The 19,406-nt window shown below is 29.0% G+C and carries 17 protein-coding genes; 14 read left to right on the top strand and 3 right to left on the bottom strand.

What is annotated here, in order from left to right; translation table 11 throughout:
* Positions 1-86: 86 nt before the first annotated feature.
* Together B8978_RS02650 and B8978_RS02645 are read left to right on the top strand one after the other, a co-directional pair.
* Entirely contained in the window at positions 87-977 is an 891-nt protein-coding gene (locus tag B8978_RS02650) for a LysR family transcriptional regulator (protein WP_084113734.1), read from the top strand.
* A gap of 196 nt (positions 978-1,173) precedes the next feature.
* Entirely contained in the window at positions 1,174-2,379 is a 1,206-nt protein-coding gene (locus B8978_RS02645; RefSeq protein WP_084113733.1) for a macrolide family glycosyltransferase, read from the top strand.
* 96 nt (positions 2,380-2,475) lie between these two features.
* Here the strand turns inward: B8978_RS02645 and B8978_RS02640 are convergent, their stop codons facing one another.
* Positions 2,476-3,126 (bottom strand): flavodoxin family protein, encoded by a 651-nt coding sequence (locus tag B8978_RS02640; RefSeq protein WP_084113732.1) that lies wholly within the window; start codon positions 3,124-3,126, stop codon positions 2,476-2,478.
* A gap of 128 nt (positions 3,127-3,254) precedes the next feature.
* Between B8978_RS02640 and B8978_RS02635 the strand changes: the two genes are divergently transcribed.
* Entirely contained in the window at positions 3,255-3,584 is a 330-nt protein-coding gene (locus B8978_RS02635; protein ID WP_084113731.1) for a winged helix-turn-helix transcriptional regulator, read from the top strand.
* Position 3,585: 1 nt separating this feature from the next.
* On the opposite strand, the gene B8978_RS02630 is transcribed toward B8978_RS02635, so the two are convergent.
* Positions 3,586-3,969: a MerR family transcriptional regulator gene (locus B8978_RS02630; protein WP_084113730.1), complete on the bottom strand. Its 384-nt coding sequence runs from the start codon at positions 3,967-3,969 to the stop codon at positions 3,586-3,588.
* A 310-nt stretch (positions 3,970-4,279) separates the two neighbouring features.
* On the opposite strand from B8978_RS02630, the gene B8978_RS02625 reads away from it, so the two are divergent.
* Positions 4,280-5,296 carry a LacI family DNA-binding transcriptional regulator gene (locus B8978_RS02625; RefSeq protein WP_084113729.1) on the top strand — a complete coding sequence of 339 codons (1,017 nt, stop codon included), beginning with the start codon at positions 4,280-4,282 and terminating at the stop codon, positions 5,294-5,296.
* A 375-nt stretch (positions 5,297-5,671) separates the two neighbouring features.
* On the top strand, positions 5,672-6,715 hold the full coding sequence (locus B8978_RS02620) for a nucleotidyltransferase family protein (protein ID WP_084113728.1): 1,044 nt from the start codon (positions 5,672-5,674) through the stop codon (positions 6,713-6,715).
* A 25-nt stretch (positions 6,716-6,740) separates the two neighbouring features.
* On the opposite strand, the gene B8978_RS02615 is transcribed toward B8978_RS02620, so the two are convergent.
* Positions 6,741-7,649: an ROK family protein gene (locus tag B8978_RS02615; protein ID WP_084113727.1), complete on the bottom strand. Its 909-nt coding sequence runs from the start codon at positions 7,647-7,649 to the stop codon at positions 6,741-6,743.
* Positions 7,650-7,870: 221 nt separating this feature from the next.
* Here B8978_RS02615 and B8978_RS02610 point away from each other — a divergent pair, with 221 nt between their 5' ends.
* The 9 genes from B8978_RS02610 (at position 7,871) to B8978_RS02570 (ending at position 19,395) form a co-directional block, all read left to right on the top strand.
* Positions 7,871-8,761: an SPL family radical SAM protein gene (locus B8978_RS02610; RefSeq protein ID WP_084113726.1), complete on the top strand. Its 891-nt coding sequence runs from the start codon at positions 7,871-7,873 to the stop codon at positions 8,759-8,761.
* A gap of 306 nt (positions 8,762-9,067) precedes the next feature.
* Positions 9,068-10,141, top strand: a complete 1,074-nt coding sequence (locus B8978_RS02605) for a glycosyltransferase family 4 protein (protein ID WP_084113725.1) — start codon at positions 9,068-9,070, stop codon at positions 10,139-10,141.
* The gene (locus B8978_RS02600; protein ID WP_084113724.1) at positions 10,141-12,132 is read left to right on the top strand and encodes an alginate lyase family protein; all 1,992 of its coding nucleotides are present in this window, start codon (positions 10,141-10,143) and stop codon (positions 12,130-12,132) included. The genes B8978_RS02605 and B8978_RS02600 overlap by 1 nt, the downstream gene beginning before the upstream one ends.
* Positions 12,129-13,502: a nucleotide sugar dehydrogenase gene (locus B8978_RS02595; protein ID WP_084113723.1), complete on the top strand. Its 1,374-nt coding sequence runs from the start codon at positions 12,129-12,131 to the stop codon at positions 13,500-13,502. The genes B8978_RS02600 and B8978_RS02595 overlap by 4 nt, the downstream gene beginning before the upstream one ends.
* Positions 13,483-14,676 carry a glycosyltransferase family 4 protein gene (locus B8978_RS02590; RefSeq protein WP_242950459.1) on the top strand — a complete coding sequence of 398 codons (1,194 nt, stop codon included), beginning with the start codon at positions 13,483-13,485 and terminating at the stop codon, positions 14,674-14,676. The genes B8978_RS02595 and B8978_RS02590 overlap by 20 nt, the downstream gene beginning before the upstream one ends.
* Positions 14,677-14,705: 29 nt before the next feature.
* Entirely contained in the window at positions 14,706-16,559 is a 1,854-nt protein-coding gene (gene asnB / locus B8978_RS02585; RefSeq protein ID WP_084113721.1) for an asparagine synthase (glutamine-hydrolyzing), read from the top strand.
* 5 nt (positions 16,560-16,564) lie between these two features.
* Positions 16,565-17,032 carry a serine O-acetyltransferase gene (locus tag B8978_RS02580; protein WP_084113720.1) on the top strand — a complete coding sequence of 156 codons (468 nt, stop codon included), beginning with the start codon at positions 16,565-16,567 and terminating at the stop codon, positions 17,030-17,032.
* Complete coding sequence (locus B8978_RS02575) at positions 17,032-18,039, top strand: glycosyltransferase (RefSeq protein WP_084113719.1); 1,008 nt, start codon at positions 17,032-17,034, stop codon at positions 18,037-18,039. Before B8978_RS02580 ends, B8978_RS02575 begins: the two co-directional genes overlap by 1 nt.
* 48 nt (positions 18,040-18,087) lie before the next feature.
* Entirely contained in the window at positions 18,088-19,395 is a 1,308-nt protein-coding gene (locus tag B8978_RS02570; protein WP_084113718.1) for an O-antigen ligase family protein, read from the top strand.
* Positions 19,396-19,406: the final 11 nt, after the last annotated feature.

The following is a 19,406-nucleotide window of genomic DNA, read 5'->3' as shown; positions in this document are numbered from 1 at the left end:
TTTAATGCTATCTATTTATCATAAAAAATATTAATATTGATGCCCTTTTGCAAATAGTATATTCTATTTATAAAGGAGTTGTAATTATGAATCTAAGAGATTTAGAATATTTTAATTGTCTGTGTAAGACTAAAAATTTTACTGAGACTGCGAAAATTCTTTATGTTTCACAGCCTTCGGTGACTATGGCTTTGCATAGACTTGAAAAAGAATTAAATACAAAACTTATTATAAGAGACCATTCATTAACTAAATTTTCATTGACTGAAACTGGAAAAATCCTTGAAAGTCATTGTGCAACCATATTTAATGAAATAAATGAAATAAAGTTTGAAATTTCGAAGGTAGCAGGACGTAAAATAAAGTTAGGAGTTCCCCCTATTATAGGTGCATATTTTTTCCCAGCATTTATGGAAAAATTAGTTGAAAATGGAGCTATTGAAAAAGTAGAACTTGTAGAGACAGGATCAGCAACTATGAAAAATCTTTTATTGGCGGGCAAGGTTGACATGGCCCTTATAGGTTCACTCACTCCAATAGACGCTACTGACATAGATGCAACTATTTTAAAAACAGACCAATTCGTAGTTTGCTTAAGTAAAAATCACATAATCCCAGAAAAAGAAGGATTAGATTTTAATGATATTGCAAAGGAAAAATTTATTGTTTTGGGAGATTCTTATATACATAATAAAGTACTTAAAAATCTTTTCCTCAAAAACAAAACTTCTTTAACAAACTATTATTGCACAGATGAAATACAAACAGCAAAATCACTTATAGGCTCAGGTATTGGAATAGGAATAATGATACATATGGCGGTTAAGAATATCGAAAGCATAAAAAAGGTTCCCCTTAAAGAATCAATACTTTTTTATATATCACTTGCAATAAAGAAAAACCATTATATGACTTCGGACGAACATAAAATCAAAGATGTTCTTCTTTCTAGAAATAATGTGGGTTTAAATTTATAGATAATATTGAAATGGAAAATCAGATGTATATCAAAGATTTGACATAATACTACAGACTAATAAACATAAATTACAATGAAATGTTGCAAAAAGTTATTGTGAGGTATATACTAATTTTAAACATATATGATAAAACACAGTAGAAAAATATCTTAATTACAAATCTGTAACCAAAATAAAGTTAGGATGTGATGATATGTCAAATGTACTTTTTTTTAACATTCCAGCCCATGGTCATATTAATCCAACATTAGGGCTTGTGGATGAACTAATTAGAGAAGGCGAAAATGTGGCTTATTTTTGTACCGAAGAGTTTAAAACAAAAATAGAAAAAACTGGAGCTACTTTTATGAGTTATACTAATTTCAGAAGGGATGAAATTAATCGTAAAAAAGGGACTAATATTAATGATTATCTAGATTTCATTAATAAAGACATTGATAAAAGTCAAGAAATCATTAATGAAATTCTAGATAAGATTAAGAATTTAAAATTTGATTACATAATTCATAGTTCTATGTTCCCTTATGCAAATATCATTGCTCAGATATTAAAATTACCCACTGTATCTTCTTTTGCAATATTTGCAACTCCAAAAGAACTTATGTCAAAGGAAGGTTTATCTATAAGCGAAGAACAAATAAAAAACCATCCAATGATTAAAACTTATGAAAGAGTAGCGCATAACTTAGAAGAAACTTATAATATTACTATGCCAAATTTAATTGATATGTATTTTAATAATGGTGATATAAATATTGCATATACATCAAAGTATTTTATAACTAATCCTAAGTATTATAATGACAATTTTATATTTATTGGTCCACCAATATACAATAGAAAAGAAAACTTAGACTTTCCGTTTGAAAAGTTAAAAGATAAAAAAGTTATATATATTTCATTAGGTACAGTTTTCAATAATACAGATAATAGGCTTTATGATATATTTTTTAAAAGCTTTGGAGGTAGTGATGTAGTAGTAGTTATGGCTGCTTACAATGTGGATTTATCTTCATTTGATATACCCAAAAATTTTATTGTGAGAAATTATGTTCCACAATCAGAGATTTTAAAGTATACGGATGTTGCAATAACTCATGCAGGAATGAATAGTACCAATGATTTATTGTATAATAATATACCTTTTGTAGCAATACCTATAGGAGCAGATCAGCCATATATGGCAAAAAGAGCATCGGAACTTGGAGCTGCCATTTCCCTAGATAAAGACAAGCTTACACCAGAAATATTAAAAAATTCTGTTAAGAAGGTTTTAACTGATCCGAGTTATATAAATAATATTAAAAAGATAAGTAGTTCTTTTAAACTGACTGGTGGGTACAAAAAAGCGGTGGAGGAGATTTCTAAATTAAAGAAAGAAAAGGGTATTTTTGCTTAGAGATAGAAATATTAATATCCGAAAATAAGGCGTGTCACTCTGGGTAGTGTCAAAACCAAACCAACACCTAGAGTGCACGTTTTATTTTATTTTATTTTATTTTGTCTGTGTAGCAAATCGGACACCCATATCAAAGGCATTCTCACAGTCTTTTGGAAATTGTGTTTTTCTAACCTTTGCTTTTTCAGTTTCATCAAATAGTGTGGCAACATATTTCGAATAATCATCAAATTGATAGGTATCATTTACAAATAATGATTCAAAAGAACCAAATATTTTTGTCATATACATTTCTGTAAATTTAAATTCATGTTCATAACCTGAATCCTGCATCCGTTTTCTAGATACATTCATGGTATAAATGAATCCAGTTTGTGTTTTTCTAGGGAAAAGACTTGAATGATCAGGCGTGTAAGATAAATAAGGAAAAACTAACCTTTCTAAAAATGATCTCATAACTCCTGTAATTGAACTTAAATATATTGGGGAACCAAGTATAATGGCATCTGCATTTGCAGCTTTTTCAAGAATCGGTGCTAAATCATCCTTTAAAGCGCATTTGCCATAATTTTTGCCATCTTTTAGTTTACAGGAAAAACAGCTAATACAACCCTTATAATTTTGATTATAAAGATGAACAATTTCCGTTTCAGCTCCCTTAGATGCTGCTCCCTCAAGAGCCTTGTTAAGAAGGGTAGCGGTATTTTTATTTTTTCTTGGACTTCCGTTTATTGCTAGTATTTTCATGAATATTACCTCCGTATATATAATATGATTGACTTTATGTTATGAATTATATATCATTATAGAAAAATGGGGAAGTATGCACTTATATGTTATATACTAACCAAAAGGTGAGTTAGGAGTATTGCTATATGAAAAATTTCGAAAGTAAATATGGAAGCTGTTCAATGTATTATACAATGTCTGTGTTTGAGGGAAAATGGAAATGGATTATATTATGGGAGTTATACAAAGCAGAAGTTATAAGGTATAACAAATTAAAGGATAAATTACAGCCAATTGCTCATAAAACATTAAGTAAACAGTTAAAGGAAATGGAAAGTAGTAATCTCATTCACAGAGAACAGTATAATGAAGTTCCACCTAAAGTTGAATATTCTTTAACTGAAGAAGGAAAAACATTAATACCAATACTTATAAGAATGTTCCAGTGGGGTGAAAGGCATAATAAAAATATTTAATTTATGTATCAAGCATTTTTCCATTGAATTTAGTAAGAGTGTCATAGTGTTCTAATTTTTTGTTTACTAGTCTTAGAAGTTTAGTATATTCCTTAATATGATTCTCAATAATTTCCTTTTGCTTAACGATAATTTCACGCCTTTCAGATATAGTATCGTCTCCTTGACGACATAAATCAACATAGTCTTTTATATAAGATATAGACATACCAGTAGCTCTCATGCAGCAAATAAGCTGTAGCCACTCAAGGTCAACATCACTGTAAACTCTAGTTCCATTACTTGTACGATGAATATTTGGCAAAAGTTCTTCTTTTTCATAATAACGGAGAGTGTAAGGGGATATGTTAAATTTCTCAGATACATCTTTAATGGAATAATTCAAGCTAGTCACTCCTTTTAAAAAATTCTATTTAAAATTTTGTAATACATTTATTATATATGATTTATCCGAAGACTACCATCTGTAAAACTCCACCTGAAACCAAGAACTCTGTTTATAGGATTTATGGGAGACGAAGATGAATAAAACTATGGAATAAAAAAGTCTTGTATTTTGGAAGAATGCCAAAAAATACTCATCTTATTATTTATATACTTTACAATAGTTGATTTACTTAGTAAAATTTATCTAAGTAGATTAAATGCTGTAAAGCTATGTAGAAACATGTTGATTTTATAGAGGTGGAAATAAGATGAAATTTAATATAAAAGATGTTGCAAGAGAAGCTAAGGTCTCTATGAGTACAGTATCTAGAGTTATAAACAATAATTATCCTGTGAAAGAAGAGACTAGGCTTAGGGTTGAAAAAGCAATAAAAAAATTGAACTTTAGTCCTAACATATTGGCAAGGTCATTAATTAGTCAAAACACAAAAACTATAGGGGTGATAGTTCCAAGTATAAATAATCTGTTTTTTTCAACTGTAATTAAAGCTATTGAATATGACCTAAGAATAAATGGTTATTCAATATACCTTTGTGATACAGATGATAATGCTCATGAAGAAATAAAATATATAAATTCACTCATGGGCAGACAGGTAGATGGAATCATAGTTATCGATCCTAAAACTGAAAATATGAAAAATGGGTTTTATGAAGAGGTGACTAAAGATATACCTCTTGTGGCTATTAATGGATACAATGAGGGAGTAGACTGCAATTTTGTAATTAATGATGAGGCTAGTGGTGCAAGACAGGCAATGGAGCACCTCTTGGGACTTGGACATAAAAATATAATATTTGTAAGAGGTAAAGAAAGTTATTCATATGATATAAAAGAAAAAGTTTATAATAAATTTATGGAAGAAAATAAGTTAATTGATATGAAAAAAACTGTAAATATTGGTGAAGGTAATAGCTATAAAACTGTGGATGGAACTATGAAAATAATGAGTAAAGTATTAAGCATAGTAAAACCACCTATAGCTGTATTTGCATGTAATGATTTGATGGCATTAGGAGTTCTTAATGCATGTAAAATAATGAAACTTGATGTACCTAAGGATGTTTCTATAATTGGATTTGATAATATATATATTTCAAGTATAGTTGAGCCAAAGCTAACAACTGTAGATCAAAACATGTATTTACTCGGACAAAATGCTTCAAAGATGCTTTTAGATATAATTGAAAATGGAAATCAGAAGCTTAGTAAGGTTAAATTGAAAACGCAACTTATTATTAGAAATAGCTGTAGCAATATATAGGGTATTAGGTCATGAATTTTATGACCTTTTATGGAATAAACTCTCAGATACTTGCTAATAAAAAATCTTTATGATATAATAAATTTAATAGGATTCAATTGTGAAGATGCTATTTCAATTGCATATCGTTAAGACGGAGCGCCAACTGATTTTAATGTCACATTTAATGATTAGTTAAGGTGGCTTTTTTTATTTTATCATGACTTATAATTCTTTTTCTAGAGCAGGCCTACTGCTAATTTATGTTACGTGATTCAATGTGTAAATAAATTCCCAGAACCTAATGAAAATTATTAAAAATATAATACTAAACTAAAATCATACTCTCTTAAGGAAAGTATGGTTTAGAAACGAAACTATGAAGGAGGAAAATTTATGAAAGCATTATTTCTTGCTGGTGGAATGGGAAGCAGATTAAAACCATTAACAAATGATTTACCTAAATCTATGGTACCAATCATGGTAAAGCCACTTTTAGAAAGAAACATTTTAAAACTTAAGGAATGTGGTATAGACGAAATTATAATTACCACATGTTATAAGGCAAAGAAGTTCGAACAATATTTTGGTGATGGTACAAAATTAGGAGTGAAAATTACCTATATATGTGAGGATATACCGCTAGGCACAGGAGGCGCAATTAAAAATGCTGAGAGTTTTTTTGATGACACATTTATAATACTTAATGGAGACATATTAAGCAATATAAACATACAGGATATGATAAAATTCCACAAAGAAAAAGCAGCAGCAGTTACAATTGCAGCAGTGCAGGTTGAAAATCCATCTGATTATGGTGTTATTGAGTATAATGAAGATTTTTATGCAAAAGCATTTACTGAAAAACCAGAGACTTTACCTGTAAAATCACATAGCATTAATGCAGGCATTTATATATTTGAACCAAGTGTCTTAAAAGAAATTCCTGATTCTGAAGTGGTATCAATTGAAAGAGAGACATATCCTTTATTAATAAAAAAAGGTTATCCAATTGCAGTTTATAAAAGTGATAAATATTGGATAGAAATAGGAAGCATTAATAAATATATGCAGGTTCAACAAGATATATTTGACGGAGTGTGTCAGATTGAAGAGTTTAATCACCAAAGTCAAGATATATATATAGGTGAAAATACTACAATTCCACATTCTACTAAGATTATTGGGCCTGCGTATATAGGTGAAAATACTAAAATTGGTCCATATTCAACTATAGGTCCCAACACAATAATTGGAAGCAATTGCAAAATAGGCGTAAGTAACACAATAAATAATTCGATTATCTGGGATAAAATAAGTATTGAAAACAATTGTACATTTTCTAATATTATTCTAAATTCAACGTTTACAATATTTAAGAGTAGCATCGATACAGTAAATGTTGAAAATCAGAATATAAAGAAAAACAATATACTTTAATACGTAAGAGGAGAATATACAGTAATTAAAAGTCAGTCGAATAATTATATCTTGTAAGGTAAGTATATAATGCTCCAATTAAATTGGAATCGTTGTAAAATTTGCAACGAATGATTTCAGGTTTAATTATATATGGAATTTCATCTGCACATTTGTCTATATTTTTTTGGATATATTCAATCAAAATATCTTGTTTGCTTATGCCGCCGCCAATAGCAAATTTTTCTGGATCATAAATGTGCTGTAAGTTATACAGTTGTAATGCTATTTTATAACAATAATCATTTATTACATCAAGTACTTCTTTATCACCGCTTTTAGCAAGTTCAAAAACTTTATATCCATTTACGTTTTCTTGTGGAAGGTGTTTGATTTTTGCTACAGAAGTACATAATGCAGGTGTTCCTGACTGCGTAGCCCACATTCCTAAGTGCTTATCAGTATAATCGTTTAAATTAGTTTGGATAAGACTAAATTCTCCAGCAATAAAATGTTTTCCTTTAAGTAATTTTTTATCCTTAATGATGCCGCCTCCAATTCCAGTACCGATAACTATTACTATGGCATCATCGAAATTTTTTAAGTTTCCAAGCCATGTTTCGGCTAAAGCGGCACATTTGCCATCATTTTCTATTGTAATTGGTACAGGACAGCGCTGTTGCACTAGGGTTGCCATCTCTTTATTATCATTGTACACTAAAGCACCTCCAGTATATAAATATCCTCGATCGCTGTCAATGCGGCCAGGCATACTCATGGCAATACCTTCAATTTTGTCCCTATATTTATCAAAAATTGTACCAATGGTCTCTATAAAGTTTTCTATTGTGTCAGCTGGAGTTGGCACATTTCCTTTTTCTATAAATTGTGTTTTTTCATTCATAAGTGCATATTTTATAGCTTGACCACCTATGTCTAATACTAAAAAATTCATAACAGTCCCTCCCTCATATATAAGTTGTGTCTATTTAATTAGTTAAGATTTAATAAAAAGGTTTACATATAAATTTTATCATAAAATTTTCAAAAATATAAGGCAAAAAAATATTTTATGGTAATATATTGAAATTTACAGTTGTATATAATATGACACATAGTTGTCACCTTATACATGTTATAATTATTTTTTAATTAAAGCTAAAAAGGAAGTGCAGCATGAAATTTATTAAGGCAAAAACTATAATATCTTCTTATATGAACAATAATGGTTGGTTTGGAAATAATTATAACATGAATATTTATAAAGGGTGTTGTCATGGATGTATTTATTGTGATAGTCGTAGCGAATGTTATAAAGTTGAGAATTTTGATGAAGTGAAGGTAAAAGAAGACGTATTAAACATAATTGCACGTGAACTTAAATCAAAACGGAGCACAGGGGTTATTGGAACTGGTGCAATGAGCGACCCATACAATCCATTTGAAAAAGAACTACGTTTAACAAGAAAGGCATTAGAACTAATTAATATTTATGGTTTTGGAGTGTCAATTGACACAAAAAGTGACTTGGTTAAGAGAGATATAGATGTGCTTAAGAAAATTCAAAAACACTCTCCTGTACTAGTAAAAATAACAATAACAACTTATGATGATAATTTATGTAAGAAAGTCGAGCCCAATGTAGCAGTATCCTCTAAAAGATTTGAAACCATTAAAGAACTTTCTAATAATGGCATATTTGCAGGAATATTATTAATGCCCGTATTACCATTTTTGGAGGATAATGAGGAAAATATAAATAGAATAATAGAACTCGCATATGAAAGTGGAGCAAAATTTATATTTCCTAGCTTTGGTGTCACGCTTAGACAAAACCAAAGAGATTGGTATTATAAAAAGCTTGAGGAACAATTTTATGGTCTCAAGCAAAAATATATTAGTCACTTCAAGAATTCATATGAATGTTCCTCTCCTAAAGCAAAAGAATTGTGGCAACTTTTCAAAAAAGAATGTGATAAAGTTGGTATTCTCTATAAGATGGAGGATATTATAAATGGGTATAAGGGAGAATATGAACATAAGCATAAGCAGATCTCCTTTTTTTGAATATTTAACCAAAAGTAATGTAACCTTTCGTCATATAGAAATATTATGATGAAAGGTTTTTTTATAATATTTCTGAAAAAACTTATCATCAAATTTTCTTTGTATAGCTTAATAATGGACAATATGGGATATTTTATTGCTTATAAAATTCTTATATTATCAGAATCTTGTACAATCTAATTAATTTTTGTAGAAACTTTTGTATTGAAAATAATTCTAAAGGAATATATACTTCATAGTAACCAGTTATTTCCAATTTATAAGTGTAGGAAATAGTTTTTTTATGAATTTAAAAGAGGTGAAGGCGTGAATGTATTGATGGTTGGACCACATAGAAAAGTGAAAGGTGGGATTTCTACTGTAGTAAATAATTATTATCAATCAAAGTTAATAAGTGCAGTTAATTTGAAGTATGTTCCTACAATGATTGACAGTAATAAATCGGTTAAATTTATATATGGCATAGTAGCGTACATTAGAATATTACTTATATTATTATTCTTTCGCATTGATATAGTCCACATTCATATGTCCTCTAGGGCAAGTTTTTACAGAAAAAGTGTTATTGTGAAAATGGGAAAAATTTTTAAAAAGAAAATAATTATACATATGCATGGAAGTGATTTTGATGTTTTTTATCATAAGGAGTCTAATGAAAAGCAAAAAAAAATAATACGACAGACATTAAGTTGTTCAGATATCATATTAGCTCTTAGTGAAGAATGGAAAGAAAAGATAAAGAAATATTGTGGCAACGCGGAAATTTTAGTTTTATATAATGCAGCTATTATACCTGAGAGTAATTTGTACTCTAATAATTCTTGCTACATTTCTTTGATGGGGAGACTTGATGAAAGAAAAGGTGTATATGATTTAATTCATATTATTGGAGAAATATGTAGTAAGTATCCATATTTGAAGTTTAAGCTAGCAGGAGATGGTGATTTAGAAAGACTTAAGAAAAATATTAAAAGTTTAGGAATTGAGAAAAATGTAGAGGTCTTGGGGTGGATTAACAATGAAAAAAAATTTGAAATTTTAAAGAAGACTCTTATATATTTACTTCCTTCATATAATGAAGGAATGCCTATGTCAATAATTGAAGCAATGAGTTATGGAATTCCGTCAGTGACTTCAGATGTTGGAGGAATACCAAGATTAATTAAAGATGGAGAGAATGGGTATCTAATAAAATCTGGTGATATAGAGGCTTTAAAAAAGTATTTATTTAAACTTATAAGCAACGAAGCTTTAAGACAAAAATTTAGTGAACAAACCTATTTAAGGGCAAAATCTTTATTTGATATTAATGAGAATGCTAAACAACTAGTAAATATATATAACAGTTTGCTTTCAAGTGAAAATGAGGTTAGGGTTTAATGAAAAAGTATGAATGGTATTATAACAGACTTAAAGCTATGAGTACTTCTGAAATAAAATATAGAACAAAAAAAGCAATTAAAAACAAAATATTTAAAAATATTAAAATTACGAATGACATTAAATTTTATATAAATAACAAAATAAAAGATTATATAGATAGTTTAGACCTAGAATTTATGACAGTAGATCTGAAATTTTGTGAAAATTGCATTAAACATAGATTTAAAATTTTTGATACAGAATATTATTATGGTACAAATATAGATTGGAGATTAGACGTTAAGAACAATATTAAAAGCAAATTAATGTTATGGAACAAAATTAACTACAGAGATTCAGAAAAATATGGAGATATTAAATATATATTTGAAATAAATAAACTACAACAATTACCTGTTTTAGCTTTTTCATATAAAAAGACAAAAGACAAAAGGATACTTTCAGAGATAATATATGAAATTTTAAGTTGGATAGATCAAAATCCTTATAAAATGTCAATTAACTGGACAAGTTCCATTGAATGTTCTTATAGGAACCTCTCTATACTTTTTACTTATTATTTATTGTACGAGGATATAAAAGATGAAGAAGTTAAAAAGGCTATAGAAAAGATAATTTACTTAAATGGAGAATATATTATTGAAAATTTATCTTTGTACTCCTCTGCAAATAATCATTATTTAAGTGAGCTTTTGGGTCTTTTTTTAACTGGTGTTATGTATAATTCAGAAGATAAAAAAATGAAAACTTGGATTCAGTATTCTTATAATGAGCTTTTAAAAGAGATGTATAAGCAGAATAATAAAGATGGCGTAAATAAGGAACAAGCTATTTGGTATCATGCTGCGGTTACTGATATTTATATTTTATTTATTAAAATTTGTGAAATACAGGGCTTTGTAGTTGAGAAAAAGTATTATTCTCTATTAGAAAAGATGTGTGAATATGTTATGTACAGTTATGGAAGTTGTAAAGTACAACCCAACGTGGGTGACAGAGATGAGGAAATAATACTAAAGCTTGACATTGATAAAAAATACGACTATTTTAAATCAATCTTAACCTCAGGAGCTATTATGTTTAAAAGAGTTGATTTTAAGTTTTTCAGTGGAGGGATTGATAACAGAAATGTTTTTTTATTTGGTAGCCAGGGAATAGAAACGTTTAATTCATTAAAAGATAAAAATATAAAATTAAAAGATAAAATATTTGTTTATGGTGGTTATGGATATTTTTATGATGATTCCTCTGAAGTAAAGTTTGATTTTGGCAAGTTAGGTTATTTGTCACTAGCAGGCCATGGACATGCAGATTGTTTAAGTTTCCAGCTTTTTAAAAATGGAATGGGATTTTTAGTGGATTCAGGCACCTATTGTTATCATACAAAACCACAATGGAGATACTACTTTAAAAGTACAGCCGCACATAACACTGTAGAAGTAAATGGACAAAGTCAATCCCAATATGGTGGGAGCTTTTTATGGTTACATAAGGCTGATGGAAAGTTATTAAATTATAGTATAAATGATAAATGTTCTATTATTACAGCTTCACATAATGGATATAAAAAAAATGGAGTGAGTCATATAAGGACTCTTTATTTTGTGAAAAATAAGTTTTTACTAATTCAAGATAAAATAAATAATAATCAAAAGAATAATTTCACATGGAATTATCATTTAAGTAATGAATGCAACTTATATAAAAAGGAGAAACATTATGTAGTAACCAATGAAAAAGAAAGTATCTCAATTCAATTTTATCCATATAAAACAGTAGAAACTTGTTTAGGATGGGAATCTTATAGATTAAATGAAAAACATAAAGTTATAAAAATAAAAATAAAAATAGAGTCTAATGAGGATTTAGTCCAATATACGTTAATAAACTTAGATGGGAAAAATAGATTTATAAAAAATACTACTGAAGAAGATTGGATTTTTGAAGACAACAATAAAGTTATTAATTTTCAGGAGGTATTAGTGTGAATGTGAGTATATTTGGTCTAGGATATGTCGGGTGTGTAAGTGCAGGGTGTTTTGCGAACTTTGGAAATTATGTTGTAGGCGTTGACGTAAATGATACTAAGGTTAACCTTATAAACAGTGGGAAAGCAACAATTATCGAAAAGGATATAGATGTTTTAATAGATAAGGCTCATAAAAATGGAAGGCTGAAAGCAACAAAAGATGTAAAGGAAGCTGTGTTAAGTACAGATGTTTCAATCATATGTGTGGGAACTCCAAGTTCCAAAACTGGCGATTTAAATCTTAAGTATTTGCATAATGTTGTAAAGGATATAGGAGAAGCCCTGAGTGAAAAGGATTCGTTTCATGTAATAGCAATAAGGAGTACAAGTATACCTGGAACAAGCAGTAAATGTGAAAAGATAGTTGAAGACGTATCTGGAAAAAAGAAAAATGTTGATTTTGCTTTTGTTTCAAATCCAGAGTTCCTGAGGGAAGGAACAGCAGTTTATGATTATGAAAATCCTTCTTTTATACTTATGGGGTCCAATAGCGAAAGAGCCTTGGATATTTTAAGTGAGCTTTACAAGGATGTGAATGCTCCAATAATTAGAACAGTTTTAAGTACTGCAGAGATCATGAAATACGTAAATAATACCTTTCATGCTTTGAAGATTACCTTTGCAAATGAAGTAGGAAACATATGTAAGAATCTTGGCATTGATAGTCATAGCGTAATGAATATTTTGTGTAAGGATAAAAAATTAAATCTCTCATCCTATTATTTGAAGCCAGGTTTTGCATATGGAGGTTCATGTCTTCCTAAAGATTTAAAAGCATTAAATACACTTGCTAAACACATGAATGTTAATGTACCGTTACTTTCCGTCATAGAGGAAAGCAATGAAAATCAGAAAAAAAATGTATTAGAAAAAATAATAAGTAAAAATAAAAAAAAGATTGGGATTTTAGGATTAAGCTTTAAAGCGGGGACGGATGATTTGAGAGAAAGTCCTATTGTAGATATTGTTGAAGCACTAATTGGGAAAGGATATGAAATAAGTATTTATGACAAAAATGTATACTTATCTGATTTAACAGGAACAAATAAAGAATATATTGAAACTAAAATAGCACATCTTCAAAAATTAATAACAAATAATATATGGGAAGTAATTGAAAAGTCAGAAGTAATTGTTGTTACAAATAATGAGGAAGAAATAAAACAAGCTTTAATAAATAAAACACTTCATGAAGATAATCCAGCTTTTAATGAAGAAATTGCAGCAACCTTTGAAAGCACCAGACTTATGAAGAAAATAGTTATTGATTTGGTTAGAATAGATGGGATTAAAGGAAATGTAGGTGAGTATGATGGCTTGTGCTGGTAAAGTGTTAATTATCGTAGAAAATCTACCAGTTCCATTTGATACACGTGTTTGGCAAGAGGCGGTTACATTAAATGATAATGGGTACCTAGTATCAGTTATATGTCCTAAGGGAAAGAGTTTTACAAAAGATTATGAAAAAATAAATGGTGTCAATATATATAGGTATGAATTGAAGGTAGAAGGAAATGGAGCCTTAGGTTATTTAAAAGAATATTATATATCTTATAGAGAACAGCTTAAATTGGCTAAAAAGGTGTATAAAGAGGTGGGTTTTGATGTAATACAAGGTTGTAACCCTCCTGATAACATCTATTTAATATGGAAAAAATTTAAGAAGTACGGTGTAAAATATGTTTTTGATCATCATGACTTGTGTCCTGAACTGTTTGAAGCTAAATTTAACAGAAAAGGTTTCCTCTATAAAATGCTTTGCTATTTTGAATATTTGACATACAAAAATTGTTCTATTGCCTTTGTTACAAATGAATCTTATAAAAAGGTTGCAATAACAAGATGCAAAATGGATGAAAAGAAAGTCTATGTATTAAGAAGTGGACCTAATTTAAAAAGGTTAAAACTTCAAGCTTCAAAGCAAAAAATAAAAAAAGGTAAAAAATACATGGTTGGATATCTAGGTGTTATAGGGAAGCAGGAAGGTATAGAATATTTGCTTAAAGCAGCAAAATATTTAAAGGAAGAAAAGGGACGGTCAGATATATTTTACGGTATTGTAGGCGGGGGGCCACATCTTGAGTATTTACAAAAATTATGTAAAAAGATGGAACTAGACAAGGACATTGAATTCACAGGAAGGGTGCCTGATCAGATTATGCTAGACTATTTAAACACCGCAGATATATGTGTAAATCCAGATACCTACAATGAAATGAACGATAAATCTACAATGAACAAGATATTGGAATATATGGCTTTAGGTAAGCCCATTGTACAGTTTAATTTATCTGAAGGAAAGTATTCTGCTAAGGAAGCCTCACTTTATGCTGAAAATAATAATTATAAGGACATGGCAGATAAAATTGAATTTCTTTTAGATAATCCTGAAGTTAGAAATAAGATGGGCAAATACGGAAGAAATAGAATAGAATTTGAGCTCAGTTGGGAACATACAAGCAAAGCTTTACTTAATGGATATGGTAAATTATTATCACAATAATAATTTAATGAAATGGAGGTGGTAAACATATGTGTGGAATTGCTGGTTTTATAACAAGAGAAGTTTTCGATTATGAAGAAACAATAAGATCTATGACAGAGATTTTAAGTCATAGAGGCCCAAATATGCAAGGTTATTTTGAAAGCAGATTACAAAATGATTATATTTTAAAATTTGGGCATGTAAGATTAAGCATACTTGATATTGTAGGTGATCGAGGAAAACAGCCTATGGATTCCTTTGATGGGAGATATACTATAATTTTTAATGGAGAAATATATAATTATCTTGAGCTAAAAGAGTTATTAATGAAAAATGGAATTTATGATTTTAGAACTAATACAGATACAGAAATAATAATTGATATGTATTCACTTTACAAAGAAAAGTGCCTTGATTATTTTAATGGAATGTTTGCATTTGCGATATATGATAAATATACTCAAGAGGTTTTTATTGCTAGGGACAGGCTTGGTAAAAAACCCTTATATTATTCAAAGTTTAAAAATACTTTTGTTTTTGCATCTGAGATAAAGGCAATATTAAAAATCCCTGATATGACAAAAGAAGTTAACATGGATGGATTAACAGATTATCTTAAATTTAGATATGTAAGAAATCCCAGTACTTTGTTTAAAAATGTGTACAAACTTGAACCAGGTTACTACCTAAAATATAAAAATAATAAAATACAGAAAAAAAGATATTGGGACATTAAAAACGATGAAATTGAAAAAGATGTAACTCAGGAAGATGTAGAAAAATTGCTGCTAGATTCTGTAAAGCTTAGAATGAGAGCTGATGTATCCGTTGGAGCATTTCTAAGTGGAGGGTTAGATTCAAGTTTAATAGTTGCAATGATGAGTAAATTCACTGATAAAAAGATAAATACCTTTTCAGTAGGCTTTGAGGGCAATAAAGTAAGTGAACTGCCTTATGCTAAGCTAGTTGCAGATTATTTAGGAACAAATCATCATGAGGTATATATTAATTCTAAAAGCGTAATAAACAATTTAGAAAAATGTATTTATTACAGAGACGAGCCTATTTCTGAACCTTCCGAAATAGGTGTTTATCTATTAGCAAAGGAAGCACAAAACAAAGTTACTGTTGTATTAACAGGAGAAGGCAGCGACGAGAGTTTTGCAGGTTACCCTAAATATGCATATGATTCTCTTGGAGAAAGCAATTTGTGCAATAGTGTTTTTAAAGTTGTAGATGATTTTACTAGCAGCAGGACATCTAATTGTAGAAGAATACGACAAGCAAGCAATGCATTAAAAACCCATGATTATCTTGAAAGATATGATAAATGGTTTGCGTCCTTTAGTAAGACGGAAATTGATATGTTAATGAAAAATAATGATTATAGAACTGGACAATTGCAGGAGTTTAAAATAAAAAAATCATTATCAGGTTTTAAAAGCAATTTAAATAGGATGCAATATTATGACATAAAATATTGGCTTACAGATAATTTACTAGATAGAGCGGATAAAATGCTAATGGCGGCATCACTAGAGGGAAGAGTACCATTTCTTGATTATCGCATAGTAGAACAAGCTTTTTTATTAAAGGATAACCAAAAAATTAAAATGGGAAATTGTAAAAAAATAATAAAAGATATTGCAGAAAGATATATCCCCAAAAAAATAATAAATAGAAAAAAAGTAGGCTTTTACATACCTGTGTCTCAATGGTTTAGAACTGAAATGAAGGATTATTTATGCGATAATCTGTTTTCAGCAGATTTCTTAAATTTAAATTTATTTAATAAGAAGTATATAGAAAACATAGTAAACAATCACATTAGCGGAAAAGAAGATAATTATAAAAAGTTATGGATGTTATTGTGCTTAAAAAAGTGGTTTGAAATGGGGTGAATAAGTTGACAGCAATAAAATTGTATAGACTGTCTAATATGTTATATAAAAAAAACGTACCTTTTTTTCCAAAGTTAATATACAGACTTATTTATTTTATAAATAACTGCCATGTTCATTATTCAACGCACATAGGAAAAGGGACTAAAATAGCATATGGAGGCATAGCTGTGGTTATACATAAGGATGCCATTATTGGTGAGAATTGTGTTATTGAATCCTGTGTTACTATCGGTGGAAGATCTAATTTAAAAGAACTTCCGGTAATAGGAGATAATGTTTTTATTGGAACAGGGGCAAAAATATTAGGCAACATAAAAATAGGAAATAATGTAATAATTGGTGCAAATGCTGTAGTGATTAAGGATGTACCTAGCAATACAATTGTTGCAGGTGTGCCAGCAAAAATTATAAATAATATTAAAGATGTTAATGAAAAAGCCAACCTACTTGAAATCGTTGGAGGTAAGTAATGGAAAAAATCATTATATCAATAATAATAATATGTAAGAATGAAGAACTAAATATAAAAAGGTGTTTAAAATCCATAAAGCAAGAAAGGCTTATGGTAACTTACGAGATATTACTAATAGATTCTTGTTCAATAGATAATACCGTAAATATAGCAAAACAATTTGAAAATATAAAAATATATATACTTAACCCTAAGTGGCATCACAATGCTGCTATTGGTAGATATGTAGGAAGTAAATTAGCTAAAGGTAAATATTTATTATTTATGGATGGAGACATGGAATTAGGAAAAGAGTGTAATTTCACAAAGGCAATTGAAATTATGGAGGCTGATGGGAACATTATTGCATTGTCAGGGATTCTTGAAGAATATATTTATAATGAAAAACAGGAAATAATTGGTCATACAGAAGATAGATATAGGGTTAAAAAGTTGGAGGAAAGATTGGATTTAGGAGGTGTGTTCATTATAAAAAAAGATTTACTGGAACAAGTAGGCAATATGGATATTACCTTGGATTCTGAAGAGGATTTGGATCTGAATTATAGATTTAAATATATGGGTTATAAGTTATATAGAACACCTGAGTTAAAGTTTATTCATCACACAAAGGACTATAACAGTTTTAGGGTGCTAAATTCAAGATTTAAAGATAAAAGGCACAGAGACTTGTGGTTAGTAACAATTAGAAGCGTAAAATATAAATGCTTATATAAACATGTTTATGCAAATAGAGGTGTATTCATGTGGATAATTACATTAGTATTCACACTAATATGTGCAATGCTTCTTTTATTTAAATTGGTAAAGCCTTTAATATTTATTTGTGTAGTTACAGTAGATTGTTCTTTATGTATATACAAAATTGTGAAAAACAAAAAACTTAAATTGGTGCTTATGGATTTTTATCACGCCTTGCTTTGTTTGATAAGTATTTTTCAAACTAATAGTAATAAAAACATAAAAATAGATTTAAGAGATATTCAAAAGAATAATCAGTTTTAATAGAGTTTAATTTTGGGGACTACTGCGTTAGTAGAGAAGGTGTAATTTATGACGTACAAAGAAATAAAAACAGTTAGAAATAAGTTTGACATTATAGGTAGAATATATGGTGTTTTAGTTTTTATGGCTGGAACAGGCGCAATTATACCTGTAATAAGGCAGCAGTCGGGAAATGGATATAACAATATAACTACCGATAGTGTAATGCAGAATGTATGGTATGTGTTGTATATTTTGACAATCATATTCGTCATTTATAAGTGGAAAAAATTTGTTAAAATAATCTTTTCAAATAAATTAATTTGGTTTATCTTTGGATTTGCTACATTATCTGCCATATGGTCAGTTTCAACTGGTATAACACTTCGAAGATGTACTGCATTATTTTTTACACAAATAATAGGGGTGTATTTATATTCGGAGTATAAATTAGAGGGAGTGATGGATTTATTAAGATGGACTTCAGGAATAAGTATTATTTTATGTTTTATATTTTCTATATTTTTACCAGTATATGGTGTACATCATGATGGCGTGTTCGATGGTGTATGGCGTGGAATTTATTTGCACAAAAATACGCTTGGCCTTAATATGGCAATATTTACATCTCTTTGGATGATTACTTTACTAGACAGTATTAAGAATAAAAACAAAAGTATTTTGTCATTTATATTCTTAATATTAGCACTAACTCTTTTGATAAAATCTCAATCTAAAACCTCATTATGTGTCTTTATTATTATCCTAAGCTCAATACCGATTTGTTTAGTGATTAGGAAAAACTTAAGCCTTGCATTAGGTATATTTTTTTCGTTTATTACCTTTGTAGGTATTTTTGTATATAACGGTACAAGTATAATTAATGAATTAATAATATCTATGGGGAAGGATGTCACTCTGAGCGGTAGAACAAACATTTGGATGCTTGTAACTGAGGCAATAAAAGCAAAGCCACTACTTGGATATGGTTATGGGGCATTTTGGCAGGGAGATATTGGACCGTCAGAGTTCATAAGCAGTTTGCTTGATATGCCACTTGATCAAGCCCATAATGGATATCTTAATATTACACTTGAATTAGGGGTAGTTGGACTTGTAATATTTCTTTTATCACTTTTACAAAATATATTTAACTCTATGAGGCTTCAACTATACGCTAAAGGATATCTAGTTATTTTTCCTTTAACATTTATGATGTTTCTTTTGATCTTTAATATGTCAGAATCAATAATTTTATCTCAAAACTCAACTTCCTGGATTATCTATAGCACTTTAAGTACATATTTATCATACGAGTCACTTCAAAATAAAGCAGAAGTAAATGATGAAAATAGAATTCAGTTAAATTCATGTTGAATAACTTGGGG

Origin of the sequence: Clostridium acidisoli DSM 12555 (assembly GCF_900176305.1) — a bacterium.
In the GTDB taxonomy this organism is placed as follows: Bacteria; Bacillota; Clostridia; order Clostridiales; family Clostridiaceae; genus Clostridium_I; species Clostridium_I acidisoli.
This window is presented reverse-complemented; position numbering and strand designations above follow the sequence as displayed.

Coding starts and splice junctions, on each gene's coding strand:
- B8978_RS02635 (WP_084113731.1), top strand. CDS start 3,255: ATGAAAAATTTCGAAAGTAAATATGGAAGCTGTTCAATGTATTATACA.
- B8978_RS02650 (WP_084113734.1), top strand. CDS start 87: ATGAATCTAAGAGATTTAGAATATTTTAATTGTCTGTGTAAGACTAAA.
- asnB (WP_084113721.1), top strand. CDS start 14,706: ATGTGTGGAATTGCTGGTTTTATAACAAGAGAAGTTTTCGATTATGAA.
- B8978_RS02620 (WP_084113728.1), top strand. CDS start 5,672: ATGAAAGCATTATTTCTTGCTGGTGGAATGGGAAGCAGATTAAAACCA.
- B8978_RS02645 (WP_084113733.1), top strand. CDS start 1,174: ATGTCAAATGTACTTTTTTTTAACATTCCAGCCCATGGTCATATTAAT.
- B8978_RS02615 (WP_084113727.1), bottom strand. CDS start 7,649: ATGAATTTTTTAGTATTAGACATAGGTGGTCAAGCTATAAAATATGCA.
- B8978_RS02575 (WP_084113719.1), top strand. CDS start 17,032: ATGGAAAAAATCATTATATCAATAATAATAATATGTAAGAATGAAGAA.
- B8978_RS02570 (WP_084113718.1), top strand. CDS start 18,088: ATGACGTACAAAGAAATAAAAACAGTTAGAAATAAGTTTGACATTATA.
- B8978_RS02640 (WP_084113732.1), bottom strand. CDS start 3,126: ATGAAAATACTAGCAATAAACGGAAGTCCAAGAAAAAATAAAAATACC.
- B8978_RS02610 (WP_084113726.1), top strand. CDS start 7,871: ATGAAATTTATTAAGGCAAAAACTATAATATCTTCTTATATGAACAAT.
- B8978_RS02590 (WP_242950459.1), top strand. CDS start 13,483: ATGATGGCTTGTGCTGGTAAAGTGTTAATTATCGTAGAAAATCTACCA.
- B8978_RS02625 (WP_084113729.1), top strand. CDS start 4,280: ATGAAATTTAATATAAAAGATGTTGCAAGAGAAGCTAAGGTCTCTATG.
- B8978_RS02600 (WP_084113724.1), top strand. CDS start 10,141: ATGAAAAAGTATGAATGGTATTATAACAGACTTAAAGCTATGAGTACT.